The organism is Bacillus sp. JK106, from assembly GCF_053663355.1.
Genome location: NZ_JBSJQC010000005.1, coordinates 72,772 through 94,845 on the forward strand (window position 1 = coordinate 72,772; position 22,074 = coordinate 94,845).

The 22,074-nt window shown below is 47.0% G+C and carries 20 protein-coding genes, 1 pseudogene and 2 riboswitches; of the genes and pseudogenes, 17 read left to right on the forward strand and 4 right to left on the reverse strand.

The features are described 5' to 3' along the window. Window positions 1–105: 105 nt before the first annotated feature. Together ACWJJS_RS17875 and ACWJJS_RS17880 are read left to right on the forward strand one after the other, a co-directional pair. Complete coding sequence (locus tag ACWJJS_RS17875) at window positions 106–474, forward strand: RlpA-like double-psi beta-barrel domain-containing protein (protein ID WP_007408877.1); 369 nt, start codon at window positions 106–108, stop codon at window positions 472–474. 65 nt (window positions 475–539) lie between these two features. Continuing rightward, window positions 540–1,583: a TolB family protein gene (locus tag ACWJJS_RS17880; RefSeq protein WP_454023776.1), complete on the forward strand. Its 1,044-nt coding sequence runs from the start codon at window positions 540–542 to the stop codon at window positions 1,581–1,583. A 31-nt stretch (window positions 1,584–1,614) separates the two neighbouring features. Here the strand turns inward: ACWJJS_RS17880 and ACWJJS_RS17885 are convergent, their stop codons facing one another. The 4 genes from ACWJJS_RS17885 to gabP all read right to left on the reverse strand — a co-directional run bounded on the left by ACWJJS_RS17885 (window position 1,615) and on the right by gabP (window position 5,322). Further along, window positions 1,615–1,773, reverse strand: a complete 159-nt coding sequence (locus ACWJJS_RS17885) for a hypothetical protein (protein ID WP_165409795.1) — start codon at window positions 1,771–1,773, stop codon at window positions 1,615–1,617. Between the two features lie 98 nt (window positions 1,774–1,871). Next, complete coding sequence (locus ACWJJS_RS17890; RefSeq protein WP_007408879.1) at window positions 1,872–2,081, reverse strand: cold-shock protein; 210 nt, start codon at window positions 2,079–2,081, stop codon at window positions 1,872–1,874. A 208-nt stretch (window positions 2,082–2,289) separates the two neighbouring features. Beyond that, window positions 2,290–3,828 (reverse strand): outer spore coat copper-dependent laccase CotA, encoded by a 1,539-nt coding sequence (gene cotA / locus ACWJJS_RS17895; RefSeq protein WP_454023777.1) that lies wholly within the window; start codon window positions 3,826–3,828, stop codon window positions 2,290–2,292. Window positions 3,829–3,936: 108 nt separating this feature from the next. Further along, window positions 3,937–5,322, reverse strand: a complete 1,386-nt coding sequence (gene gabP / locus ACWJJS_RS17900) for a GABA permease (RefSeq protein ID WP_146283761.1) — start codon at window positions 5,320–5,322, stop codon at window positions 3,937–3,939. A 336-nt stretch (window positions 5,323–5,658) separates the two neighbouring features. Between gabP and ACWJJS_RS17905 the strand changes: the two genes are divergently transcribed. The 15 genes and pseudogenes from ACWJJS_RS17905 to purB all read left to right on the forward strand — a co-directional run bounded on the left by ACWJJS_RS17905 (window position 5,659) and on the right by purB (window position 22,018). Then, complete coding sequence (locus ACWJJS_RS17905) at window positions 5,659–6,621, forward strand: AAA family ATPase (RefSeq protein ID WP_416406114.1); 963 nt, start codon at window positions 5,659–5,661, stop codon at window positions 6,619–6,621. Further along, window positions 6,621–7,790 (forward strand): DUF58 domain-containing protein, encoded by a 1,170-nt coding sequence (locus ACWJJS_RS17910; RefSeq protein ID WP_454023778.1) that lies wholly within the window; start codon window positions 6,621–6,623, stop codon window positions 7,788–7,790. The genes ACWJJS_RS17905 and ACWJJS_RS17910 overlap by 1 nt, the downstream gene beginning before the upstream one ends. Before the next feature lie 18 nt (window positions 7,791–7,808). After that, the gene (locus ACWJJS_RS17915; protein ID WP_278071633.1) at window positions 7,809–10,016 is read left to right on the forward strand and encodes a DUF4129 domain-containing transglutaminase family protein; all 2,208 of its coding nucleotides are present in this window, start codon (window positions 7,809–7,811) and stop codon (window positions 10,014–10,016) included. 163 nt (window positions 10,017–10,179) lie between these two features. Then, window positions 10,180–11,721 (forward strand): glutamine-hydrolyzing GMP synthase, encoded by a 1,542-nt coding sequence (guaA, locus tag ACWJJS_RS17920; protein WP_007408887.1) that lies wholly within the window; start codon window positions 10,180–10,182, stop codon window positions 11,719–11,721. Between the two features lie 369 nt (window positions 11,722–12,090). Then, window positions 12,091–12,784, forward strand: a pseudogene (locus tag ACWJJS_RS17925) (toll/interleukin-1 receptor domain-containing protein). Window positions 12,785–12,992: 208 nt separating this feature from the next. Continuing rightward, window positions 12,993–13,526, forward strand: coding sequence for a sigma-70 family RNA polymerase sigma factor (locus tag ACWJJS_RS17930; protein WP_454023779.1), 534 nt, complete (start codon window positions 12,993–12,995; stop codon window positions 13,524–13,526). After that, complete coding sequence (locus ACWJJS_RS17935; protein ID WP_454023780.1) at window positions 13,508–14,950, forward strand: DUF4179 domain-containing protein; 1,443 nt, start codon at window positions 13,508–13,510, stop codon at window positions 14,948–14,950. Before ACWJJS_RS17930 ends, ACWJJS_RS17935 begins: the two co-directional genes overlap by 19 nt. Window positions 14,951–15,073: 123 nt before the next feature. Beyond that, a riboswitch (purine riboswitch) is annotated at window positions 15,074–15,175 on the forward strand. Window positions 15,176–15,308: 133 nt separating this feature from the next. Continuing rightward, window positions 15,309–16,631, forward strand: coding sequence for an NCS2 family permease (locus tag ACWJJS_RS17940; protein WP_088461587.1), 1,323 nt, complete (start codon window positions 15,309–15,311; stop codon window positions 16,629–16,631). A 197-nt stretch (window positions 16,632–16,828) separates the two neighbouring features. Continuing rightward, window positions 16,829–17,611, forward strand: coding sequence for a hypothetical protein (locus ACWJJS_RS17945; RefSeq protein WP_014304542.1), 783 nt, complete (start codon window positions 16,829–16,831; stop codon window positions 17,609–17,611). Between the two features lie 138 nt (window positions 17,612–17,749). Continuing rightward, the gene (locus tag ACWJJS_RS17950; protein WP_003155777.1) at window positions 17,750–17,923 is read left to right on the forward strand and encodes a Fur-regulated basic protein FbpA; all 174 of its coding nucleotides are present in this window, start codon (window positions 17,750–17,752) and stop codon (window positions 17,921–17,923) included. Between the two features lie 118 nt (window positions 17,924–18,041). Next, on the forward strand, window positions 18,042–18,596 hold the full coding sequence (locus tag ACWJJS_RS17955) for a DUF2179 domain-containing protein (protein ID WP_014469850.1): 555 nt from the start codon (window positions 18,042–18,044) through the stop codon (window positions 18,594–18,596). Continuing rightward, window positions 18,593–18,790 carry an NETI motif-containing protein gene (locus ACWJJS_RS17960; RefSeq protein ID WP_007609843.1) on the forward strand — a complete coding sequence of 66 codons (198 nt, stop codon included), beginning with the start codon at window positions 18,593–18,595 and terminating at the stop codon, window positions 18,788–18,790. The genes ACWJJS_RS17955 and ACWJJS_RS17960 overlap by 4 nt, the downstream gene beginning before the upstream one ends. 78 nt (window positions 18,791–18,868) lie before the next feature. After that, window positions 18,869–18,970, forward strand: a riboswitch (purine riboswitch). Window positions 18,971–19,102: 132 nt separating this feature from the next. Further along, the gene (purE, locus tag ACWJJS_RS17965) at window positions 19,103–19,591 is read left to right on the forward strand and encodes a 5-(carboxyamino)imidazole ribonucleotide mutase (RefSeq protein WP_003155768.1); all 489 of its coding nucleotides are present in this window, start codon (window positions 19,103–19,105) and stop codon (window positions 19,589–19,591) included. Beyond that, window positions 19,545–20,726 (forward strand): 5-(carboxyamino)imidazole ribonucleotide synthase, encoded by a 1,182-nt coding sequence (gene purK, locus ACWJJS_RS17970; RefSeq protein ID WP_070081464.1) that lies wholly within the window; start codon window positions 19,545–19,547, stop codon window positions 20,724–20,726. The genes purE and purK overlap by 47 nt, the downstream gene beginning before the upstream one ends. Continuing rightward, a complete protein-coding gene (gene purB, locus ACWJJS_RS17975; protein WP_007408896.1) occupies window positions 20,726–22,018 on the forward strand; it encodes an adenylosuccinate lyase in 1,293 nt (430 codons plus the stop codon). The genes purK and purB overlap by 1 nt, the downstream gene beginning before the upstream one ends. Window positions 22,019–22,074: the final 56 nt, after the last annotated feature.

The following is a 22,074-nucleotide window of genomic DNA, read 5'->3' on the forward strand; positions in this document are numbered from 1 at the left end:
GCATGTCTCATCACGTTGTAATGAACATGTAAAGTGATTGAAATATTATAATCGTCTTCTTGGTGTATAATTTTGCCTAGAATAAAGAATCAGGAGGACGAAAGCTTGAAGAAGTTATTCTTAGCCTTATTGATTTTAGCAGGAAGCACGCTGGGAGCGATCAGTTACTCTTCTGATGCAAGTGCTAAAAAAGTGAACGGAAATATTACATGGTATAATGGAGTCGGTAAAAAAGGATCTTCCGGTAAAAAACTGGGACACTGGGATTGCGCGACAAAATTAGGATTTGACGTTCCGAGAAACGGAACGAAAATCAGAGCTTATGCGAAAGCAAAACCGAAAAAGGTTATCACAGTATACAAAAATGATGTAGGCCGTCTGCCGAATGCCGTATTGGATGTCAGCCCGAAAGCGTTCAAAGCGCTCGGATATCCATTAAGCAAAGGAAGAGTATCCGGACACTACAGCTATTAAAATAGACCATCTTAAAAAGCAAGGACTCTGATTCTTGCTTTTTCTGATTGACGGAGAGATTGATAATGAAGAAGAAACGATGGATCTGGATTTTGCTGGCCGCCGTTTTGGCGGCGGTCATCGCGTCCGTTTTACTGATTAAAGGAAAAAGCGACGGCGGCGGAAAAGCTGTTGTCTCCGGCGGCCATGACAAGCTGCTAGTTTCCATTACAGACAAAGATCTGATGACGAAATATTACGAGGACGGCCGCGTGCTGTACGAGGAAAAGCTTTCGGCATATCCGGCGTTTGCACTCGATGACGCCCATCAGGTGCTCTATTTTGTCGGGAATAATGACCAAAATGAGATGCGTCTGTATAAGCTTGATCTGAAGACGAAAAAGAAGACGGTGCTTTATAAAGGAACGGCAAGCGCTGACAGTCTGTTTTTATCAAAGGATCTGACGCACATTTATTTCCGTCTCGGAAAAGCGGATGAAGATATTTTCCGTCTCGCATCTTTTGATTTGAAAACGAAACGTTATGAAAATCTGTATCCTGCCGCTGATGAGAAAGACGACAGTGTAAGCAGCTTCTTTTATAACCGCAGCCAAAACGATTTTGCGCTTCTGCATTATTCCGTCAAAGAGGATTATCAAAAAACGGATGAGGCAAATGAGAAGGGGATTGACCCTGAACCGACGAATATCCGGTTTGCAGCAGGAGCGGGCGAACACCTTCAGGACCTGACAAACCTTGAACAGTTTATCAGCGGCGTGGCGGTGTCACCGGACGGTAAGAACCTTGTCTTTACATCTTATACACAAAAAGGGACGGAACAAAAAGCGTCCATCCGTCTGATGAATGTCAAAACGAAAAAAGATGAAACGATTATCTCAAACGGGAAGGATTTCGCTCCGCTGATTGATGCCCAGCCTCAGTTTTCTAAAGACGGCAGCATCATTTATTTCATGGCGGAAGCAAAAGGCGCTAAGCGTCTGAAGGATGAAACGGGGCGGAATGCGAGGGTCCGGACCATTTATGCTTATCATTTGGATACGAAAAAATGCGAAAAAGTCTGGGAAAATGACAACGGCATTATCAACAGTTTTTCCGTCATCCAATCATGAAAAAAAACACTCAGCGCCTGCTGGGTGTTTTTTAATGAACAAAGCTGGCTGCGGCTGAGGCGAGCCATTTGAAAAAACGGAGAATCGGAACGGCAAAATGAAGCGTTTCGATGAATGACTGTGCGGCAAGGTTTATTTTCCGCCGTTTTGCCATTTCCTTCAGATCTTTCTGCTGCCGATCGTTTTTCATGTTCATTGCTCCTTTGCATCGTAAAAGGACATGATAACGCAAAGGCCTCTCATGAGACATGGAGGCCTTCTCTATGTTGAGACTCGTAAAAGGGAGGTCTAACTTGATGCCGTTTGATTATTGTTTTGGAGATTTACCAACGAACGGACGCCGTCGATCATTTTACTGCCGCAAAGGGGGCAAGTCGGGGTATCACTGCCGGCAAAATTCTTTCTGCTCCAGCCGATACAGTCCTCTTTTGTGCATTCCCACGTACTGACATCTTCTTTAGGCAGCGGTTCCTGATTACGTTTGTTGTAGTAAGACATAAAGTCACTTCTTCCCTTATGAATTTTCGTGCACTCCTTCATTGTCTCATACTTTTCCCTAATCTCCTAATTCCTTTTTCTATCCAGATTTCCAATGAGGGTGCATCGTCTTCCTGTTATTACAGTATATGCAAATAAGCGCCTTCTTATTTTTTATTTTTGGATAAATGAAAAAAGCCCCTTCTGGAGAAAAGGGGGAGATGTTTGTTTACTGCTTATCCGTGACGTCCATCGGTCTCATCATGTCGTAATCTTCGTGCTCTAGAATATGACAGTGCCATACGTAGCGTCCGCTGTAAGGAGCGAAAGTCGCCGCGATTCTGATGACTTCCCCCGAGTGCGCCTGCACGGTGTCTTTCCAGCCTTTTTCACTTGGAGGAGGCGGGACGGCGGGGCCTGTATACACAATGTCGCCGAATTTGTTATAACGCTCTAAGTCAAAAGGACGCCGGTCAAGGATTTGGAAGGAAACAAGGTGCAGGTGTATCGGATGGGTTCCCCCCATCGGATTGATAATCGACCAGATTTCCGTTGTGCCGAGCTTCGGCGCTTCTGTCACAGGATCATGCCATCGCTTGTTATTCAGCGTCAAAACGGGCCGGCCGTATTTGTCTTGCGTATTTGTGAGTTTAAGCGTCCTGATATTGTGTATTCTCTTTGATGTCACATTAGGCATTGTTGAAAGATATTTAGGCTTCCGGCTTGTGTCTTCTCCCTTCAGCGGTTTTGTGACGCGGAATTGCATCACATTGGCGTCTGTATCCGGATCGACGTCGCCCCCGCAGCCGGTGCCGTTCGTTAAAATGATATGTTCTCCGTCAAAGGCGGAGAAATCGATGAGCACATCATACCGCTCGGCCGGGGCTAAGCTGATAGATTGTGTTTTGACAGAGCGGGGAAGCAGTCCGCCGTCAGAACCGATTTGGATAAACTTCCCGCCGTTATTGAGCGAGAGAGAAAATGTTCTCGTATTGGAGGCATTAAGGATGCGGAAACGATATGTCCGCGGTTCAACTTCCATATACGGCCACGCTTTACCATTGACGAGAATGGTATTTCCGCAAAAAAACGGGACGATGGAAGGGTCGGGCAGCGTTTCGGAAGGGTTAGCAGGTCCGCTCGGATAAGACAAGGAACCGTCGTCATTTAACGAGCGGTCCAAAATCATAAGCGGTACGTCGTACTCTCCGGAGGGAAGCTTCAGCTGCTTTTCTTTTCGCTCGCGGATGATATACATCCCGGCAAGCCCGGCGTACACATTGAGCCTCGTAATCGCCATGGCGTGATCGTGATACCATAACAGAGCCCCGCGCTGTTTGTTTGGATAATGGTATACCTCTTTCTCAAAATAAGGACCCGTTTCCTTAAAATCCTTCGTGAACCATGCTTCCGGGTAGCCGTCGCTGTCCGGCGGCGTTGCTCCTCCGTGTAAATGGACGACGGTTTTGACATCGGGTTCCTGATGACCGCTTTCTGAATGGTGAATGGTATGATCCACGGGCAGAAAATGCTTATCCGGCAGGTCATTCATCCATTTAATATAGACGTTTTCATCTTTGTTCACGTCGATCGTCGGGCCGGGAAACAAACCGTTATACCCCCAAAGCCGGGTCGGCGGGAGATCGCGGTGCAGCTTGTGAAAGCATTCCTTCATGGTGACTTCATAATACGTGCTGCCGTCTGATTTCTTCTGCGGCTGGAGTGTTTCGATAATCGGCAGTTCATCTGCAAATTTTTCTAGTGCCATTTTTCATCCTGTCCTTATCATTTATTGAAATCCTGTACTACAGTTAATGCTGCCTGGAACAGGTTGGTTAAAAAAACACCCGCCCTTTTTTGAGGGGGGTGTCTGCGGTTATTGCGCAACCCGGCTTTCGGAAGCGCTCTCTTTCGGTTTTTGTTTTTTGCGGAATACATATGAGGCAAGTACCAGCAGAGTAATAAATCCTGTCAGCAGAAATTCAGACCTCATTGAACTGATAAACAGCATAGATAACAAGATGGCGCAAATGGCGATGATCGTCAGGTAGGTTAAGTACGGATAAAACCACATTTTGATTTTAAGAGATTCAGGGTTTGTCCGTTCGATTTTCTTTCTCATTCTCAGATGTGAGACGGCGATGACGAGATAGACGAGCAGTGCGATCGCCCCTGATGAATTGACCAGGAACAAAAATACGGAGTCGGGAGAAAAGTAGTTCATAACAACGGCAATGTAGGAGAAAAAGGTGCCGGCGATAATGGCTTGAACCGGTACGCCTCTTTTACTCAGTTTCATAAAACGCCGCGGCGCTTCATTTCGCTCTGCCAGTGAATACAGCATCCGTGACGTCGTATAAAGCCCGGAGTTCAGGCAGGACAGAACGGCTGTCAGGACGATGAAATTCATGATTTGAGCGGCTGCGGGAACCCCGATATGGCTCAAAACGGCAACGAAGGGGCTTTCCAAAATATTGGCTGAATCCCACGGCAGCAGTGTGACCACAACCGCAATGGAGCCGACGTAAAAAATAATGATCCGCCAAACGACTGAGCGGGTCGCCTTTGTGACGGATTCGACCGGATTTGACGTTTCTCCCGCTGCGATTGCGACGATTTCAGATCCCATGAAAGAAAAAATGACAACGACGATGCCGAGCAGAACGGAACTCGGACCTTTAGGGAAAAATCCGCCGCTGCCCGTCAGATTTTCCAGCCCGACCGGTTTGCTGCCGGGGACGATTCCGAAAATGAACGCAAATCCCGCGATTAAGAAGACAACGATCGTCGCTACCTTCACTAAGGAAAGCCAGTATTCAAATTCGCCGAACGATTTAACTGAATAAATATTCGTCAGTGTTAACAGCACGGTCAGAAGCAGACTCGTCAGCCATAACGGAATGCCCGGGAACCAGTACTGTATGATTCCGGCGCCTGCAATGGCTTCAATGGCAATGACGATGACCCAGAAAAACCAATACAGCCATCCGATCGTAAAACCGGCCCAAGGACCGATGGCGTCATGCGCATACTGTGAAAACGAACCGCTTGTCGGGTTGACGGAGGACATTTCCCCCAGCATTCTCATAATAAAAATCACTAATAATCCTGCTAAAGCGTAGGAGACAATCGCTCCGGGTCCGGTGGAATGAATGACGGATCCGCTTCCGACAAATAATCCGGCGCCGATCACGCCGGCAATTGAAATCATGGTCATATGCCGGGTTTTTAATCCCTTAGATAAAGAGTTAGGCTGATTCATTCTTTGCCTCCTTTTGGTTTGTTTATGCTGAATATTCCGACAAGTATTATTCTATCATAAATGCCATAGACAGTTGAAAATGATGTAAGAAAATATGACATTTTTTTCTCATCCGTACAGCAGTAGGTGCCGGGATGAAAGAGGAACATGCCATTGACCATTCACATGTTCATATGGAGCCTCTCCAGCTGAAATAAAGCTTCCTTTCTAAAGGGAGCTTTTTTCCTTTTTCGGACTGGAAACAATTCGCTGGAAACGTTTTTTTATACTGTTTATATTTTGTGGTAAAGTTAGGTTACGATGATTGAAATTTGAGAGATGACTAGGAGGAGAAGAATGGCTTATAAAGAAGAGCTGCATCCGCTGCTGGAGAAAGCCGTTGAGCATATTGAAAACATCATCATAGGAAAACGGGATATCGCCATACTCAGTCTGGCCGCCATTCTCGCAAAAGGGCATGTGCTGCTGGAAGACGTGCCGGGAGTCGGAAAAACGATGATGGTCCGGGCTTTGGCCAAGCTGATCGGAGCTGACTTTAAGAGGATTCAGTTCACGCCGGATCTTCTGCCGTCAGATGTGACGGGTGTCTCTATTTATAATACGAAAACAATGGAATTTGAATACCGCCCGGGACCGATCATGGGGAATATCGTGCTGGCTGATGAAATTAACAGAACCTCTCCGAAAACGCAGTCTTCCCTGCTTGAGGCGATGGAGGAAGGGAATGTCACGATTGACGGAAAGACAATGCGGCTGGCTGAGCCGTTTTTCGTCATGGCCACACAAAACCCGGTTGAATATGAAGGAACGTATCCGCTTCCCGAAGCCCAGCTTGACCGGTTTTTATTTAAGCTGCGCATGGGCTACCCGACTGCCGAGGAGGAGCTTCGGGTTCTGTCTTTGCAGGAAGGGCGCAATCCGCTTGAAACAATCGAGCCCGTCATTTCTAAAGAACAGTTTATCAGCCTTCAGCAAAAACTGGAGCAGGTGCGGGTGGATGATGGAATTAAAGCGTACATCGTCGGCATCATTCAGCATACCCGCCGGCATCCGTCCGTACATCTGGGCGTCAGCCCGCGCGGTTCAATTTCATTAATGAAAGCCGCACAGGCGTACGCGCTGCTTCATGACCGCGATTACGTCATTCCTGATGACGTCCAGTATTTAGCTCCGTATACGCTGCCGCACAGAATGATCTTGACCGCCGAGGCGAAATTTAACGATGTGACGGCGGAAGCGGTTATAGAAGACATCATGCAAACGGAAAAAGTTCCCGTTCAAAGGATGTCGGTCCGCTAATGAGAAAGAAGATGCATTGGCTTCTATATGGCTGGAAGCTGCTTATGTTGGCCGTACTGACGGCGGCTGTCTTTTCTTATGCCATGTTTCAGGGCGGATTTGTGAGCTGGTTTTTATTTTATGCGTTTTTGCCGTTTACCGTTTACGCCGGGCTGGTCGCTGTGTACCCGCTGCGGGCGTTTCAGGTGACGCGTGACGTGTCCTCCGCCCAGTTAACCTCAGGCGACAGGCTGTCTGTCACCATCAGGCTGACGAGGCGCCTGCCGTTTCCGCTGACATATATGGTCATTGAAGATGTGATGCCGGAAACGCTTGGCGAGAGGCGCAGTGCGAAGCAGCTTGTGTTTCCCTGGTTTCAAAGGAAGCTGACGTTACAATATGAGCTGCCGCAGGTGCCGCGCGGAGAGCATCATTTACATACGATAAGAGTGCGGACGGGAGATGTTCTCGGGCTTTTGGACAAGACGGCGTCGTTTTCCGTAACGGATACGGTTCTGGTTTTCCCGGTGTACGGGCCTGTTCACTATAAGCCGCAGGCTGCATCCGGAGAAGAGGGTGCGGGTGCCGGCGCTCCGTTTCAGGTACACCGCACAGCAATGGCTGCGAGCGTCAGAAATTATCAGCCGGGCGACCGGTTTTCCGCACTTGACTGGAAAACATCGGCTCGGCGAAATGAGCTGATGACGAAGGAATTTGACCCGCTGCAGAGTATGAATATGATTCTCCTTTTGGACTGCAGGCCGTCCCCTTCGTTTGAAGCCGCGGTGTCAGCTTCGGCATCCCTGCTTTACACGGCGCTTGTGAAGGGCTCTCCCGCAGGATTTATTTCATTGGGGAGCGACCGGACTGTATTTCCCGTCCGGGAGGGAGACCGGCATTTCAGACAGATGCTGCGTTACCTGGCATCAGCTTCAGAATCGGAAGAAGCTGATGCAGGCGGGCGTTTAGGAAAAGAGCTGGGTAAAGCTTCCATTACCGTCGTGACGGGCAGTCTTACAGAAGACCTTCTCAAACAGGCTGAGCCCGGCCGTGCTGACATGACGGTGTTTTTGGCGAAAGAAACGAATGCCGCGCTTTCGGAAAAAGAACGGAAACTCGCTCTCATCTTCGCTCAAAAAAATATCAAGGTGCAAATGATCAGGGGCAAACAGGTGTCCCATGTTGTTTAGAAAGAGAGGTGGCGCGCCATGCCGCATGACGAGAACCAGGGAAGCAGGCTGAGTCTGCTGCTGTTTTATTTTCTCGCTTTTTTATTGTTATGGGAATGGCTCAGGCCGCTGCACAATTTTACGGATACAAAACATACCGGTTTTTTCATCGTTTTTATCGGTTTGGCATTTCTGCTGTCATTCTTCCGGATGAGGTGGTACGTCACCGTGCCGTCCTGCATTCTGTTTACGTTGATCAGTATTCACATCCTGTTTTATAAAGGTTCTATTTTTCAGCCGGAATGGCTCGTTTCTTTTTTGCGGGACGTGATGCAAAATGCCCGCCACATCGGGACCGGAAGATGGAATGATATGAATCCGTCATTCCGCACGTTGCTGTTTTTTGTGCTTTTATGGCTGCTCGTGTATTTGCTGCATTACTGGGTGATCTATCAGCGGAAAATCTTATTCTTTTTTATCATGACGGTGGCTTATATCACCGTGCTTGATACGTTTACTCCTTATGATGCCGCGTACGCCGTCATCCGGATCGTCTTTATCGGCTTTTTGATGATGGGGCTTTTGTATATGGAGCGCATCAGGCTTACGGAACACATAGCGTTTAAAAAAAGATTGATACTCAAATGGTTTCTGCCGCTGATGCTGTTTATCTGCGCTTCCGTCGTGTTCGGTCTGGCGGCTCCGAAATCAGACCCGAACTGGCCGGATCCCGTGCCGTTTCTAAAAAAAATAACAAACCACAAAGAAGTGCCCGCCGCCGAAAGCAAAATCGGCTACGGCAATCATGATGAAACATTGGGCGGCCCTTTTCAGGAGGATGATACGCCGGTTTTTACATGGAAGGGAAAAGAACGGGCGTACTTCCGGGTGGAAACGAAAGATACATACACGGGGAAAGGCTGGGTGGAGACCGATCAGGGCATGTCCTATAAACTGAACGGCGGCAATGTGGAAGATGTATGGTTTGACCGGAGTGTGCAGACGAGACGGTATACGGCACAGGTGTCCATTGATGAGAATTATCTCTATAATCACGTCATGTATCCGATCGGCGTCTCCAATATTAAACCGAAGCACTCGATTCAGCTTGAAATGAACGGAAACACCGAGCAAATTACGCCGGTCAGTGAACAAGTGGGCAACATCCGCAATATGGGACGGTACACGGTGACTTTTCAGGCGCCCGTCTTTAAGCTGAATGATCTCAGAAAAGTGAAAGTGAAACGATACCGTGAGCAGAATCAATTCAATGACCGGTATTTACAGGTCCCCGACAGCCTTCCGGGAAGAGTGAGACAGCTTGCAGACAGACTGACGCGGGATCATCATAATATGTTCGATAAAGCGAAGGCGATCGAGGATTATCTCGGATCTTCCGCATTTTCGTATAATACACAGGATGTCGCGGTTCCGGAGCACAATCAGGATTATGTCGATCAATTTCTGTTTGAAACGAAAAGAGGATATTGTGATAACTTTTCATCGGCAATGGCGGTGCTGCTCCGCTCCGCGGGAATTCCCGCCCGTTGGGTGAAGGGCTATACATCCGGCGAATATAAAGGGGCAGGCGACCATAACGGCCACATTTATGAAGTCACAAACAACAACGCCCATTCGTGGGTAGAAGTGTATTTTCCCGATCAGGGCTGGGTGACGTTTGAGCCGACAAAAGGCTTCACCAATCCGACGGAGTTTACGTCAGAGCAAAATCATACCGCGGCAAAAGACAGCGGAGGCTCAGCGGGGGGTTCGGATTCACCGTCTGACAAGCAGCGTCAGGAAACAAAGCCGGAAAAAGAAGAAACACCGAAAAAGCGGGATCACAGCGCGGCACCGCATCCTGTGATCCGCAACAAAACCGCGGCACACCTGTGGCCGTATGCAGCCATCGTCATCGTGATTTCAGCCGCGGCGGCACTCGTCTGGCTGTTCCGGGCGCGCTGGATTCCGCACGTTACAGCAGCCAGATTGAAGCGGCGAACGGATGAAGACGTCTTTTTCGACGCATATGCCGCGCTGCTCCGCCAGCTGAAACGAAAAGGTTTCAGCAGGGGAGACGGAGAAACACTGCGCGATTTTGCTGCGAGGATTGACGAGGCGCACCATACAAACGACATGTCCGAGCTGACGCTGCGCTATGAGCGGGCCTTATACCGCAGGGATAATGCCGCAAAGCTTTGGAATGAATCGGGACAGTTGTGGGAAAATATAATTAAAACAAGATAGTCTTGACCGCATATCGTCCTGTTGTTAGAATAAATGAATGTTAAATGGGAGCCCGGGAGCGTTAAAAAGCCGGGCTTCCGTACAAGTCTTGCGCGACAGAGGGCTGAACGTTTGTCCTCCGTTTTTTCTGTGTCAAAAACTTAGAGGAGATTAGGTGACAACCATGACGAAGTTAGTGAATGAAATGATTCTTGTTCTTGATTTCGGCAGTCAGTATAACCAGCTGATTACCCGCCGGATCCGTGAATTTGGCGTATATAGCGAGCTGCACCCCCATACGTTGACAGCTGAGGAAATCAAAGAAATGAATCCAAAAGGAATTATCCTTTCAGGCGGACCGAACAGTGTATATGATGAAGGATCTTTCCGCTGTGACGAAAAAATCTTTGAACTCGATATTCCTGTATTAGGCATCTGCTACGGCATGCAGCTGATGACTCATTACCTCGGAGGAAAAGTCGAGGCGGCAAGCCAGCGCGAATACGGAAAAGCCAACATTCAGATTCAAGGAACTCCTGACTTGTTTAAAGATCTTCCGGAAGAACAAGTTGTCTGGATGAGCCACGGCGATTTGGTTGTAGAAGTTCCAGAGGGCTTCACTGTTGACGCAACAAGCCATCACTGCCCGAATTCAGCGATGAGCAAAGCGGACAAGAATTGGTACGGCGTTCAGTTCCACCCGGAAGTGCGCCACTCTGAATACGGCAATGATCTTCTGAAAAACTTTGTATTCGGCGTTTGCGATTGTGAAGGCAAATGGTCAATGGAAAACTTTATCGAAATCGAAATGCAAAAAATCCGTGAAACAGTCGGAGACAAGCAGGTTCTTTGCGCGCTAAGCGGCGGTGTTGATTCCTCTGTTGTGGCTGCTTTAATTCATAAAGCGATCGGCGACCAGCTGACTTGTATTTTCGTCGATCACGGCCTGCTTCGTAAAGGCGAAGCGGAAGGCGTCATGAAAACGTTCAGCGAAGGCTTTAATATGAATGTCATTAAAGTTGATGCGAAAGACAGATTCTTAAACAAGCTGAAAGGTGTTTCTGATCCAGAGCAAAAACGCAAAATCATCGGCAACGAATTCATTTACGTATTTGATGATGAAGCGGACAAGCTGAAAGGCATCGATTATCTTGCGCAAGGAACGCTTTATACGGATATTATCGAGAGCGGTACTGCAACGGCGCAAACGATCAAATCGCATCACAATGTCGGCGGACTTCCTGAAGATATGCAGTTTGAACTGATCGAGCCGCTGAACACCCTTTTCAAAGACGAAGTGCGCGCGCTTGGCACAGAGCTCGGCCTTCCGGATGATATCGTATGGCGTCAGCCGTTCCCGGGCCCTGGACTTGGCATCCGCGTACTCGGCGAAGTAACGGAAGAAAAACTTGAAATCGTTCGTGAATCAGACGCGATTCTGCGTGAAGAAGTGGCGAATCACGGCCTAGAGCGCGACATCTGGCAGTACTTCACGGTTCTTCCTGACATCCGCAGCGTCGGCGTCATGGGAGATGCGAGAACGTATGATTACACAATCGGTATCCGTGCCGTAACATCAATTGACGGCATGACATCTGACTGGGCGCGTATCCCTTGGGATGTGCTTGAAGTGATTTCTACACGGATCGTCAACGAAGTGAAACACATCAACCGCGTCGTGTATGACATTACGAGCAAGCCGCCTGCAACGATTGAGTGGGAATAAAAAATATAATTAAATTGAAGTTTTTATGCTGATTTAATAGGGATTTATGGGATATAGGAAGGTTGATTTTTACTGGAAATTAATTGATTCCCCCCAGATTCCCCACCAAAGCTCTTCTATCTAAATGATAGAAGAGCTTTTTATTTTTTGAGGTCCATCTAAAAAGTGCAGCTATTTCATATACTAAAGTTAAAAATTCAACTGAACATGGCTTTGATAACAAGTGCTCTTATTACGAAAATAAGGGGCATTTGATTTAGTATTTATCAAAAAAGTTTTTTCATAAAATATTTATTTCTGATATTATAAAAATAGGCAATATATTCTAATAGTATAATCCTAAATCATAAATATTCAGGAGGTATAAAAATGGTTAAATGTACAGCTCCAGTAAGAGGACATAGTTCAGCAAGTGCTGCAGCAAATTGCCCAGCATGTGGAGGACGTTCTCGTGGTAATTATTACAGTTCCAATACTTATTTCCCGTCTTATTATTCAGTTTCAGAAAATACGGGGAGAAGTAACTCAATCAGCAATGGAAGTGCGGCTCGTAATTCTAAAGCACGTTGGTCAAAGTCTACTTCCACAGTACTCTATACTTCAGCGGAAATTAGAAGTCTTACGCCAATTCGTGATAAAGTAGAAGAAATAACTGTTACTCAACCAGAGTTTTTTATGTCATGCCTGGGATGATAGAAAAGAGTCTGCTAAAGACTTACATGATTTACTTGAGACTTTAGGTGTATCAGTATGGTTTAGCGAAAAAGATGTCTTACTTGGTCAACCATTATTACGAGCTATTGATAAGGGGTTGGTAAATTCAAAGATCGGAATTGTACTAGTGACTCCTGCTTTCCTGAACCGTCTTTCGAATGAAGGTGTTGCGGATAAAGAGTTGTCTGTATTACTTGCTACAGATCGTCTAATCCCAATCGTTCATGGTACAACTTATGATGCCTTGAGAGAAGTAAGTCCCTTATTAGCGTCTAGAAGCGGATTAGATACATCTGAAGAATCAATCGGAGATATAGCTGCTAAACTAGCTGAATTAGTAAATCTCTAAATCTGTATAAAATATACTTCAAACAAAGCATGTTCTTTAGCTATTGGTATTTTGAAAGTATCATTTTTATTTAGTCTAACTATGTGTTACTGGTGTAGTGGAATAAATGAAGAAAAAAACGTCTCTTTTTAAAAAAGAGGCGTTTTTTTTCATCTTTTTGAAACCGTTTTGCCCCGATTCATATCTAACAGCATAGGAGGTGGATAAGGTGAAGGAAGAACGATTGATCAGAAAGGCGAAAAAAGGTGATGCCTCAGCCTTTGAAAAACTGATCACAACCCATCAGGAGACTTTATATAAAACAGCTTATCTCTATTTGCATCACAAGGAAGATACACTGGACGCAGTGCAGGAAACGGCTTACAAGGCTTTTCTTCATATCGCGCAGCTGAAGGAGCCGAAATATTTTAAAACGTGGCTGATCCGGATTCTGCTTCATACGATTTTTGCGATGAGGAAAAAGCACGGAGACGTCATTCCGTTTGAGCCGCAGCATGATACGCGCGCGGAGAATAAGAACATTGAAGAATACATAGATCTTCGGAATGCCCTGGAAACGCTTGACGAACATATACAGCTGACCATTCAGCTTTATTATTTTCAAGATTTCTCGATTGCTATGATCGCTGAACAGACCGGAATGGCGGAAGGCACTGTAAAAACGCATCTGCACAGGGCGAGAAAAGCATTGAAGCAGGAGCTGGAAAAGGAGGATAAACACATATGGAAAAGCATCAAATGAAGCAATTGTATCAGAACATTGACGTGCCGAAAGCTGAATTGAAAAACGTGATACATAGCGCCGCTGTCCGTGCCGGAAAAGAAGGCGCCGTCAGACGGAGATGGGGACGAAAAGTGATAAACGGCCTTGCGGTTGCTGCTGCTTTGTTTATTCTGTATCTGTCCTCAGGCTTGTTCATGCCCTCCGTTAATACGGCTATGGGAAACATTCCTGTTGCCGGACAAATTTACAGTCTGTTTCAGGATAAGGCAGGTTCTGCGCTGTTTAAAAGCAATTTGGTGACAAAACTGAACGAGAAAGCGGAATCACGCGGAATCACGGTGACAGTGAAAAGTGTGTATTACGACAGCGGACAGCTCGTTTACAATTTTATCGTTGATAATTTGAAATCAGATGAGGAGAGCATCTCTTTTCAAGTTGATTATAAAGATCCACGGAATATGTTAGCAGAGGATTATGACAGCAGTGATATGAAAAAAATGAAAGACGGGCGGTACGCGGGGCAGCTTCGCCTGTTCACGGACGGCTCAAAGCTGAAAGACGGTGATAAGCTTCCGCTTGTCATTACACAAATCAAGGATATCCCTGGAAACTGGCGCTTTACACTTCCGATCAAAAAACAAAAGTCCGTTTCTCTTGAAGGAACGAAAGCTGTGAATGTAAATCACGGATTATACCGCTTTTTCGATACCCGGGCGGAAAACGGAACGATGGGATCGGCTCTCCTGTATTCTATCGACTTCTATGATGCAGCTAAAAATGATACCATCTCGATTGACGAAGCAACGGATGATGCTGGAAACCATTATGAAATGACGATGTCGAATATTGAACTTGGCGGCAGGAAGAATCTTCCTGGCGGCGGGAAAAGAATACGCGGCCAAACTCAATTCAGCAAACCGATAGACCCGAAAGCGAAAACACTTTTCATAACGGGCGATATAAAAACAGAATCAGAGCCGGGAGAAATCGTGCCTCTGAAAACAAAACTGCCCGTCAGTTATAAAACGAAACATCATCATGTCGGCATTACCATCAAAAAGATCAAACAGCAAGACAGACGGGTAATTGTCGATTATCAATTCAGCGGAATTGATGTAAGCAAGGCGGATGAAGATCAGCTGATGAATGTCGGTGAATCAATCGGTCTCGGCAATACGAAAAAAATGAAAACTTGGCCATCGCTTAATGAGTATGAAAAAGGCTATTATCTGAAAGGGAATAAGGCGAAAGTCACGAATCTTAAAACGGGTGAAATGGAATCCGTTTTTGAATTGGATGATTCATCCGATAAAGACTATTCATTGCGCGATTTCTCATTCGATTCATATGCTTTGTACGTCAATCAAACGGTTATGAACTTGCTGGCGGATGACAAGGGGATTACATTCGCGGTGCCGGTTCGGCCTGCGGACGGAAAATAGTGTCGGGAAGGCGGCTTTTGCCGTCTTCCATTTTTGGTCAATTAACGAATAAACCAAATTTTTTTAACGGGATTGTTCGTTTTTTTTATTGAGTTTTCAAAATTGAATTGATACAATAGACTCAGAAATCAAATATGCAGATATCGTATAATGGCGGGAATATGGCCCGCAAGTTTCTACCAAGCTACCGTAAATGGCTTGACTACGGATCAATCTCAATCGTTTGATATAAATAATCCATTCTTATTTATTCAGACTGAACGTATGTAGTCAAGCGTCCCAAAATGTTATTTGGGGCGTTTTTTATTTGGCGGATAACGGGCAGAATAAATGGGAGAGAATGAAGGAGGCAATTGGCTTGAAGCAATTTTTTCAGTTTGATGAGCTGGGGACAAGCTATCGTAATGAAATCATCGGCGGTTTAACGACCTTTTTGTCAATGGCGTACATTCTGTTCGTCAATCCGCTGACATTGTCTTTAAACGGTGTGAAAGGATTTCCAGAAGCATTAAAAATTGATCAGGGCGCGGTGTTCACCGCTACAGCCTTGGCATCTGCGGCCGGCTGTATTTTAATGGGGCTCATTGCAAAGTATCCGATCGCGATTGCGCCGGGTATGGGATTAAATGCGTTTTTTGCCTTCTCTGTCGTACTCGGCATGGGGATTTCATGGCAGGCTGCGCTTTCCGGCGTCTTGATTTCCGGAATTATCTTCGTGGCGCTTTCGCTGACGGGATTGCGGGAAAAAATCATTAATGCGATTCCGCCTGAGCTGAAATTGGCGGTCGGCGCGGGTATCGGTTTGTTTATCACATTTGTCGGTTTGCAGGGTTCGGGCATTATTGAAGCGAACTCATCGACTTTGGTGTCTATCGGCAATATTCACAGCGGCCCTGTGCTGCTGACGGTTTTCGGTGTTATTGTGACGGTCATTCTGATGGTGCTTCGCGTAAACGGCGGCGTGTTTATCGGAATGCTTCTGACGGCGGTTGCCGGTATGATCTGCGGGCTGATTCCGGTTCCGACACACATTGTCGGCAGCGTGCCGAGTCTTGCGCCGACTTTCGGACAGGCGTGGATGCACCTTCCGGATATCTTCTCCGTACAAATGCTGATTGTCATTTTAACGTTCCTGTTCGTCGGATTTTTCGATACGGCCGGTACGCTGGTAGCTGTAGCGACACAGGCCGGATTGATGAAGGAAAACAAACTTCCGCGTGCGGGAAGAGCGCTTTTGGCAGATTCAACATCAATCGTTATCGGAGCCGTACTCGGTACGTCTACAACGACTTCTTATGTTGAATCCAGTTCAGGCGTTGCGGCGGGGGCGCGCTCCGGGTTCGCGGCTATTGTGACGGGCATTCTCTTTTTGCTGGCGATGTTTTTCTCGCCGCTTCTGTCAGTTGTCACCACGAATGTGACGGCTCCGGCTTTAATTATCGTCGGCGCGCTGATGGTGGCGCCGCTCGGTAAGATCGCCTGGGATAAATTCGAGGTGGCTGTTCCGGCATTTTTAACGATGATTATGATGCCGCTGACGTACAGTATTGCGACGGGGATTGCGATCGGTTTTATTTTCTACCCGATTACAATGATCTGCAAAGGAAAAGGAAAAAGCGTTCACCCGATTATGTACGGGCTGTTCGTCATCTTTATCCTGTATTTCATCTTCTTGAAATAACGGAAAAACCGGCTGAGGACAGCCGGTTTTTTGTTTTTGTCCTATTCCGTAAAACCAATACATACTATAAAACGTCATGTGGGTGTCCGGGTGAAGAAAACCGCTTGACTGTTTAAGGCCGCTTCGGTACCTTATATAAGTGTTTTATTTTCTTGCTTAACAAATTCCGCCGTATTTTTTTGATAGGAGTTGCTGACATGACGGAAGAAAGAAAAGAAACGTTGGAAGAAGAAAAACAGCATCAGGGAACTGATGAAGAACCGCTGTCGAGAATGTCCAGAAATGCGGGACGTTATCAAAAGCAAAAGAAAAAAGAAAAGGAACGGCGCCCGGCTCCGGCTTTTACGGAAAAACTCGCTTCTGCATGGGCCGCTGTCAAACGTTATTGCCGTTTCGCGCTGCGCATTTTGACATCACCGGTGAAGGTCGTTGGGGAAGACGGCTTTTCCCGCTTTAAATATGCTCTTATTTCAATGCTTGTATTCAGTATCTTTTTCTCAATCGGAAATTGGTTTCAGCTGAGGGCAAGCCAGCAAAGGCCTCTCGGATACGGGGAGCGGCATCATACGTTTTTTGACGGCTTTACCGTCGTTCTCGTGTACACGCTCGTCTTTTTTGCCGCTGCGGCGGGCGCGGTCTGGCTTGTATCACGTTATATGATGAAGCAGAAAATTACGATGCGGGATGCGGCCGCGGGGGTCGGATCGCTTTTGGTTCCGGCTGTCGCCTGCTCTATCGTGTGGATGATTTTCGCGATATTGAATCTGCCGGTCATCACCGTGGTGTTTACGGCGCTGACCTTGTTTCTGGCCGCCTCGGCGATGGTGCAGTTTGTGCAGATTCTATACAAATCGGCTGAAAAGCCTGCGGCTGACGTGATGTACTGTATTTCCGCGGCGGTCATCATCATGCTCGTTTTTACGGCTGTGACATGGCCGCTCATTTCCGAGTACTTTACTGCTTCGCTGATCCCTTTATAAGTCGAAATTTGTCTTTCACAATGTTTACAAATTTTTCTAATAAAGCGTGTTGTTTTGAGGACCCGGCCGAGATATGATGAGAGCAACAGCAATTCGAAAGCGGCACTACTCTTTATGATTCGGAAAGGGATGATGAAGATGGCCCCGTTGTTGCGAGAAGCCATTAATCGGAAAAAACAGCACCTGAGGACAAAACTGATCCGCTCTGGGTTTTATCAAGACCATGTTCAGGAACTGTCCGGATACACGCTGAGTGAACTTGAGAAGGAATATGAAGCCGTCAAACGATTGAAAAAAGCCGAGCTTCACTGATAAGAGCTTGAAAGTCTGCCTTGCGGGGCGGGCTTTTTTTTCTTTTGAAAATGATGAAAAGAGGGTAAACTATCCTTAATTGAAAGATTGGCTTTTCAAAGTCAGAGGAGGGGAATCAGTGATGCAGACAATTTTATCCAACAGTATAGGTATGGTTCTCATTATTCTCATCATTAACATTATATATGTCTCTTTCTTTACGATCAGGATGATTCTGACATTAAAGGGACAGCGCTATTTCGCCGCAGGCATCAGTACGATTGAAATCCTTGTATATGTGACCGGCCTGAGTCTCGTTCTCGGCAATCTGAATCAAATTCAAAACGTCATTGCCTATGCGCTCGGCTACGGCCTCGGCGTCATAGTGGGAATGAAAATTGAAGAAAAACTGGCGCTCGGCTACATAACAGTCAACGTCATTACGAAAGAGCTTGATCTGGACCTGCCGAAACAGCTCCGGGAAAAAGGATACGGTGTTACAAGCTGGGTTGCGGGCGGACTTGAAGGAGACCGGACCGCCATGCAGATTCTGACGCCGCGCAAATATGAGCTTCAGCTTTATGATACGATTAAAACGCTTGATGAAAAAGCGTTTATCATCGCCTTTGAGCCGAAAACGATCCACGGCGGATTCTGGGTGAAAGCAGTGAAGAAGAGGAGAATTAAGGAATGACAAAGCCAAAAAAGAAACGGTTTGAAGTAACAGAAGATGAAACGATTGACACCATTCTCACTTTAATGAAGGAAGAGGGTTATATGCCCGTCCGGCGGATGGAAGAGCCGATCTTTACAGAAAAGAAAGAAAATGGATCAATTCAAGTCGTTCCTTGCGGGAAAAAAATCGTATTTGAAGGGAAATTGATCTAAACACGAACATTAAAAGAAAGAATTTTTATATCGTTCGATAATGTCGTTGACATTATCCAAGTCCGTTGTTAAGATAAACATGAAATCAAAACACGACCTCATATAATCTTGGGAATATGGCCCATAAGTTTCTACCCGGCTGCCGTAAACGGCCGGACTATGCAGGAAAGTGATAAACAGCTGACATGGATATCGCAGAAGCGAACGACTGACGATACGCGCGCCATGCCCGGTTTGTATTGCTTCCTCATAGTTGCAATATAAGCCGGGCTTTTTTTTCTGAAAAACAAAGCATGAGAAGGTGGGAACAGAATGCAGCCGCTAGCAGGAATCATCATGGGAAGCACCTCCGATTGGGAGACAATGAAACATGCATGCGACATACTTGACGAACTTCACATTCCTTATGAAAAACAGGTAGTATCCGCGCATCGGACGCCTGATTTGATGTTTGAATATGCAGAAAGCGCCAGAGACAGAGGCTTAAAAGTCATTATTGCCGGAGCCGGTGGAGCGGCGCATCTGCCGGGTATGACGGCGGCCAAAACGACACTGCCGGTGATCGGCGTACCGGTTCAGACAAAATCGCTTAACGGGCTTGATTCTCTTCTGTCTATCGTACAGATGCCCGGCGGCGTGCCGGTCGCGACGACGGCGATCGGAAAAGCGGGCGCAGTGAACGCGGGTCTGTTAGCCGCGCAGATTTTGTCGGCATTTGACGGTGACATTGCGGATAAACTAGAGGCGAGAAGAAATGCTACAAAACAAACGGTGCTGGAAAGCAGTGATCAGCTTGTCTGATAAAAAAACGATTTATCCCGGCGCCGTCATCGGCATTATCGGAGGCGGACAGCTCGGAAAAATGATGGCTGTCGCCGCAAAACAGATGGGCTATAAAGTCGCAGTCGTCGATCCCGTGAAAGACTCGCCATGCGGACAGATCGCCGATATTGAGATTACCGCCCAGTATAATGACCGTGAAGCGATTAAAAAATTGGCCGGAGTCAGTGACATCATTACGTACGAATTTGAAAATATCGATTACGAGGCGCTCAACTGGCTCAAAGAACATGCATATCTTCCCCAGGGAAGCGAGCTGCTGCTCATCACCCAAAACAGGGAAACGGAAAAAAAGGCGATCCAGTCAGCGGGCTGTCAAGTCGCTCCTTATCGGATCGTAAACAGCGGACGGGAGCTTGAGGAAGCTGTTCAGGCCCTGGGGCTCCCGGCTGTGCTGAAAACATGCCGCGGCGGATATGACGGCAAAGGCCAATTTGTCATTAAGGAAGAAGGACAGACAGATGAAGCGGCCGCGCTGCTAGAAAACGGCACGTGCATACTGGAAAGCTGGGTATCATTCCGGATGGAGCTTTCCGTTATCGTGACGAGATCGGTGCACGGTGAGATTTCAACCTTTCCGGCTGCTGAAAATATCCACAAAAATAATATTCTGTTCCAAAGCATCGTGCCCGCGAGAGCGGAGGAAACGGTTCAAAAGCGGGCAGAGGCGCTTGCCGTTCAGCTCGCGGAGAAATTGGAGCTTGTCGGGCCGCTTGCGGTGGAAATGTTCGTTACGGAAGACGGAGACCTTTTGATCAATGAACTGGCGCCGCGTCCTCACAACTCCGGGCATTATACGCTCGACCTTTGTGAAACGAGCCAGTTCGAACAGCACATCAGAGCGGTCTGCGGACTTCCTCTCGGCAGAACCGATCTTCTCAAACCGGGAATGATGGTGAATCTGCTCGGTGAGGAAGTGAAGCTTGCGGAGGAGCATACGGAGCTTTTAAAAGAAGCCAAACTGTACCTGTACGGAAAACATGAGATTAAAAAAGGCCGCAAAATGGGGCATATGACATTTTTGCGGAAGCCTGATGAAACATGGATTCAGGACATCACGAACATATGGACGAAAAGAGACGGAGGACGAGCATAATGATCGAACGTTATTCAAGACCTGAAATGTCCGCGATCTGGACGGACGAAAACAGATACCAGGCATGGCTGGAAGTCGAGATTTTAGCCTGTGAAGCCTGGGCTGAGCTTGGCGTCATTCCGAAAGAAGACGTCAAGGTCATGCGCGAAAACGCGTCTTTTGACATCAACCGCATTTTGGAAATCGAGCAGGATACGCGCCATGACGTCGTTGCATTTACCCGCGCGGTTTCAGAATCATTAGGCGAAGAAAGAAAATGGGTCCACTACGGCCTGACGTCAACAGATGTCGTGGATACCGCTCTTTCCTATCTATTAAAACAGGCGAATGAGATCTTGCTCAAGGACATTGAGAGATTTGTTGACATTATAAAAGAAAAAGCGAAAGAACATAAATACACGGTCATGATGGGCCGCACGCACGGTGTACACGCGGAACCGACGACTTTCGGCCTGAAGCTCGCGCTTTGGCACGAAGAAATGAAACGCAACCTTGAACGTTTCAAGCAGGCAAAAGAAGGGATCGAAGTCGGGAAGCTTTCCGGCGCGGTCGGCACATATGCAAATATTGATCCGTTCGTAGAGCAGTATGTCTGCGAAAAACTCGGCCTGAAAGCGGCGCCGATTTCCACTCAGACATTACAGCGCGACCGTCATGCGGATTACATGGCGGCACTGGCTTTGATCGCGACGAGCATTGAAAAATTCGCAGTGGAAATCCGCGGTCTGCAAAAGAGTGAAACACGTGAAGTGGAAGAGTTTTTTGCAAAAGGACAAAAAGGCTCATCGGCTATGCCTCATAAACGGAATCCGATCGGGTCGGAAAATATGACGGGCATGGCACGCGTGATCCGCGGGTACATGCTGACGGCATACGAAAATGTACCGTTATGGCATGAGCGTGATATTTCTCATTCATCAGCTGAACGCATCATTCTTCCTGACGCGACAATCGCGCTGAATTACATGCTGAACCGATTCAGCAACATCGTCAAAAACTTAACGGTATTCCCGGAAAATATGAAACGCAACATGGACCGCACACTCGGTTTAATCTATTCTCAGCGCGTGCTGCTCGCTTTAATCGACACGGGTCTGCCTCGTGAAGAAGCATATGACACGGTTCAGCCGAAAGCGATGGAAGCGTGGGAAAAACAAGTGCCGTTCCGCCAGCTTGTCGAAGCGGAGGAAAAAATCACGTCCCGCCTCACACCGGAACAGATTGCCGATTGCTTTGACTACAATTATCATCTGAAAAACGTCGACTTGATCTTTGAGCGTTTAGGTTTATAGAAGAAGCCAGCCGGAGGCGGCTTCTTCAGCCGCCTTAGATTGAATATTCCCAACAT

Bases quoted from the DNA above. Each gene is read 5' to 3' on its own strand.
- ACWJJS_RS17890 (WP_007408879.1), bottom strand. From the start codon at position 2,081: ATGTCTTACTACAACAAACGTAATCAGGAACCGCTGCCTAAAGAAGAT.
- ACWJJS_RS17950 (WP_003155777.1), top strand. From the start codon at position 17,750: ATGGCCCCGTTGTTGCGAGAAGCCATTAATCGGAAAAAACAGCACCTG.
- purK (WP_070081464.1), top strand. From the start codon at position 19,545: ATGCTACAAAACAAACGGTGCTGGAAAGCAGTGATCAGCTTGTCTGAT.
- guaA (WP_007408887.1), top strand. From the start codon at position 10,180: ATGACGAAGTTAGTGAATGAAATGATTCTTGTTCTTGATTTCGGCAGT.
- ACWJJS_RS17885 (WP_165409795.1), bottom strand. From the start codon at position 1,773: ATGAAAAACGATCGGCAGCAGAAAGATCTGAAGGAAATGGCAAAACGG.
- cotA (WP_454023777.1), bottom strand. From the start codon at position 3,828: ATGGCACTAGAAAAATTTGCAGATGAACTGCCGATTATCGAAACACTC.
- gabP (WP_146283761.1), bottom strand. From the start codon at position 5,322: ATGAATCAGCCTAACTCTTTATCTAAGGGATTAAAAACCCGGCATATG.
- ACWJJS_RS17910 (WP_454023778.1), top strand. From the start codon at position 6,621: ATGAGAAAGAAGATGCATTGGCTTCTATATGGCTGGAAGCTGCTTATG.
- ACWJJS_RS17905 (WP_416406114.1), top strand. From the start codon at position 5,659: ATGGCTTATAAAGAAGAGCTGCATCCGCTGCTGGAGAAAGCCGTTGAG.
- ACWJJS_RS17915 (WP_278071633.1), top strand. From the start codon at position 7,809: ATGCCGCATGACGAGAACCAGGGAAGCAGGCTGAGTCTGCTGCTGTTT.
- ACWJJS_RS17960 (WP_007609843.1), top strand. From the start codon at position 18,593: ATGACAAAGCCAAAAAAGAAACGGTTTGAAGTAACAGAAGATGAAACG.
- purE (WP_003155768.1), top strand. From the start codon at position 19,103: ATGCAGCCGCTAGCAGGAATCATCATGGGAAGCACCTCCGATTGGGAG.
- ACWJJS_RS17880 (WP_454023776.1), top strand. From the start codon at position 540: ATGAAGAAGAAACGATGGATCTGGATTTTGCTGGCCGCCGTTTTGGCG.
- purB (WP_007408896.1), top strand. From the start codon at position 20,726: ATGATCGAACGTTATTCAAGACCTGAAATGTCCGCGATCTGGACGGAC.
- ACWJJS_RS17935 (WP_454023780.1), top strand. From the start codon at position 13,508: ATGGAAAAGCATCAAATGAAGCAATTGTATCAGAACATTGACGTGCCG.
- ACWJJS_RS17945 (WP_014304542.1), top strand. From the start codon at position 16,829: ATGACGGAAGAAAGAAAAGAAACGTTGGAAGAAGAAAAACAGCATCAG.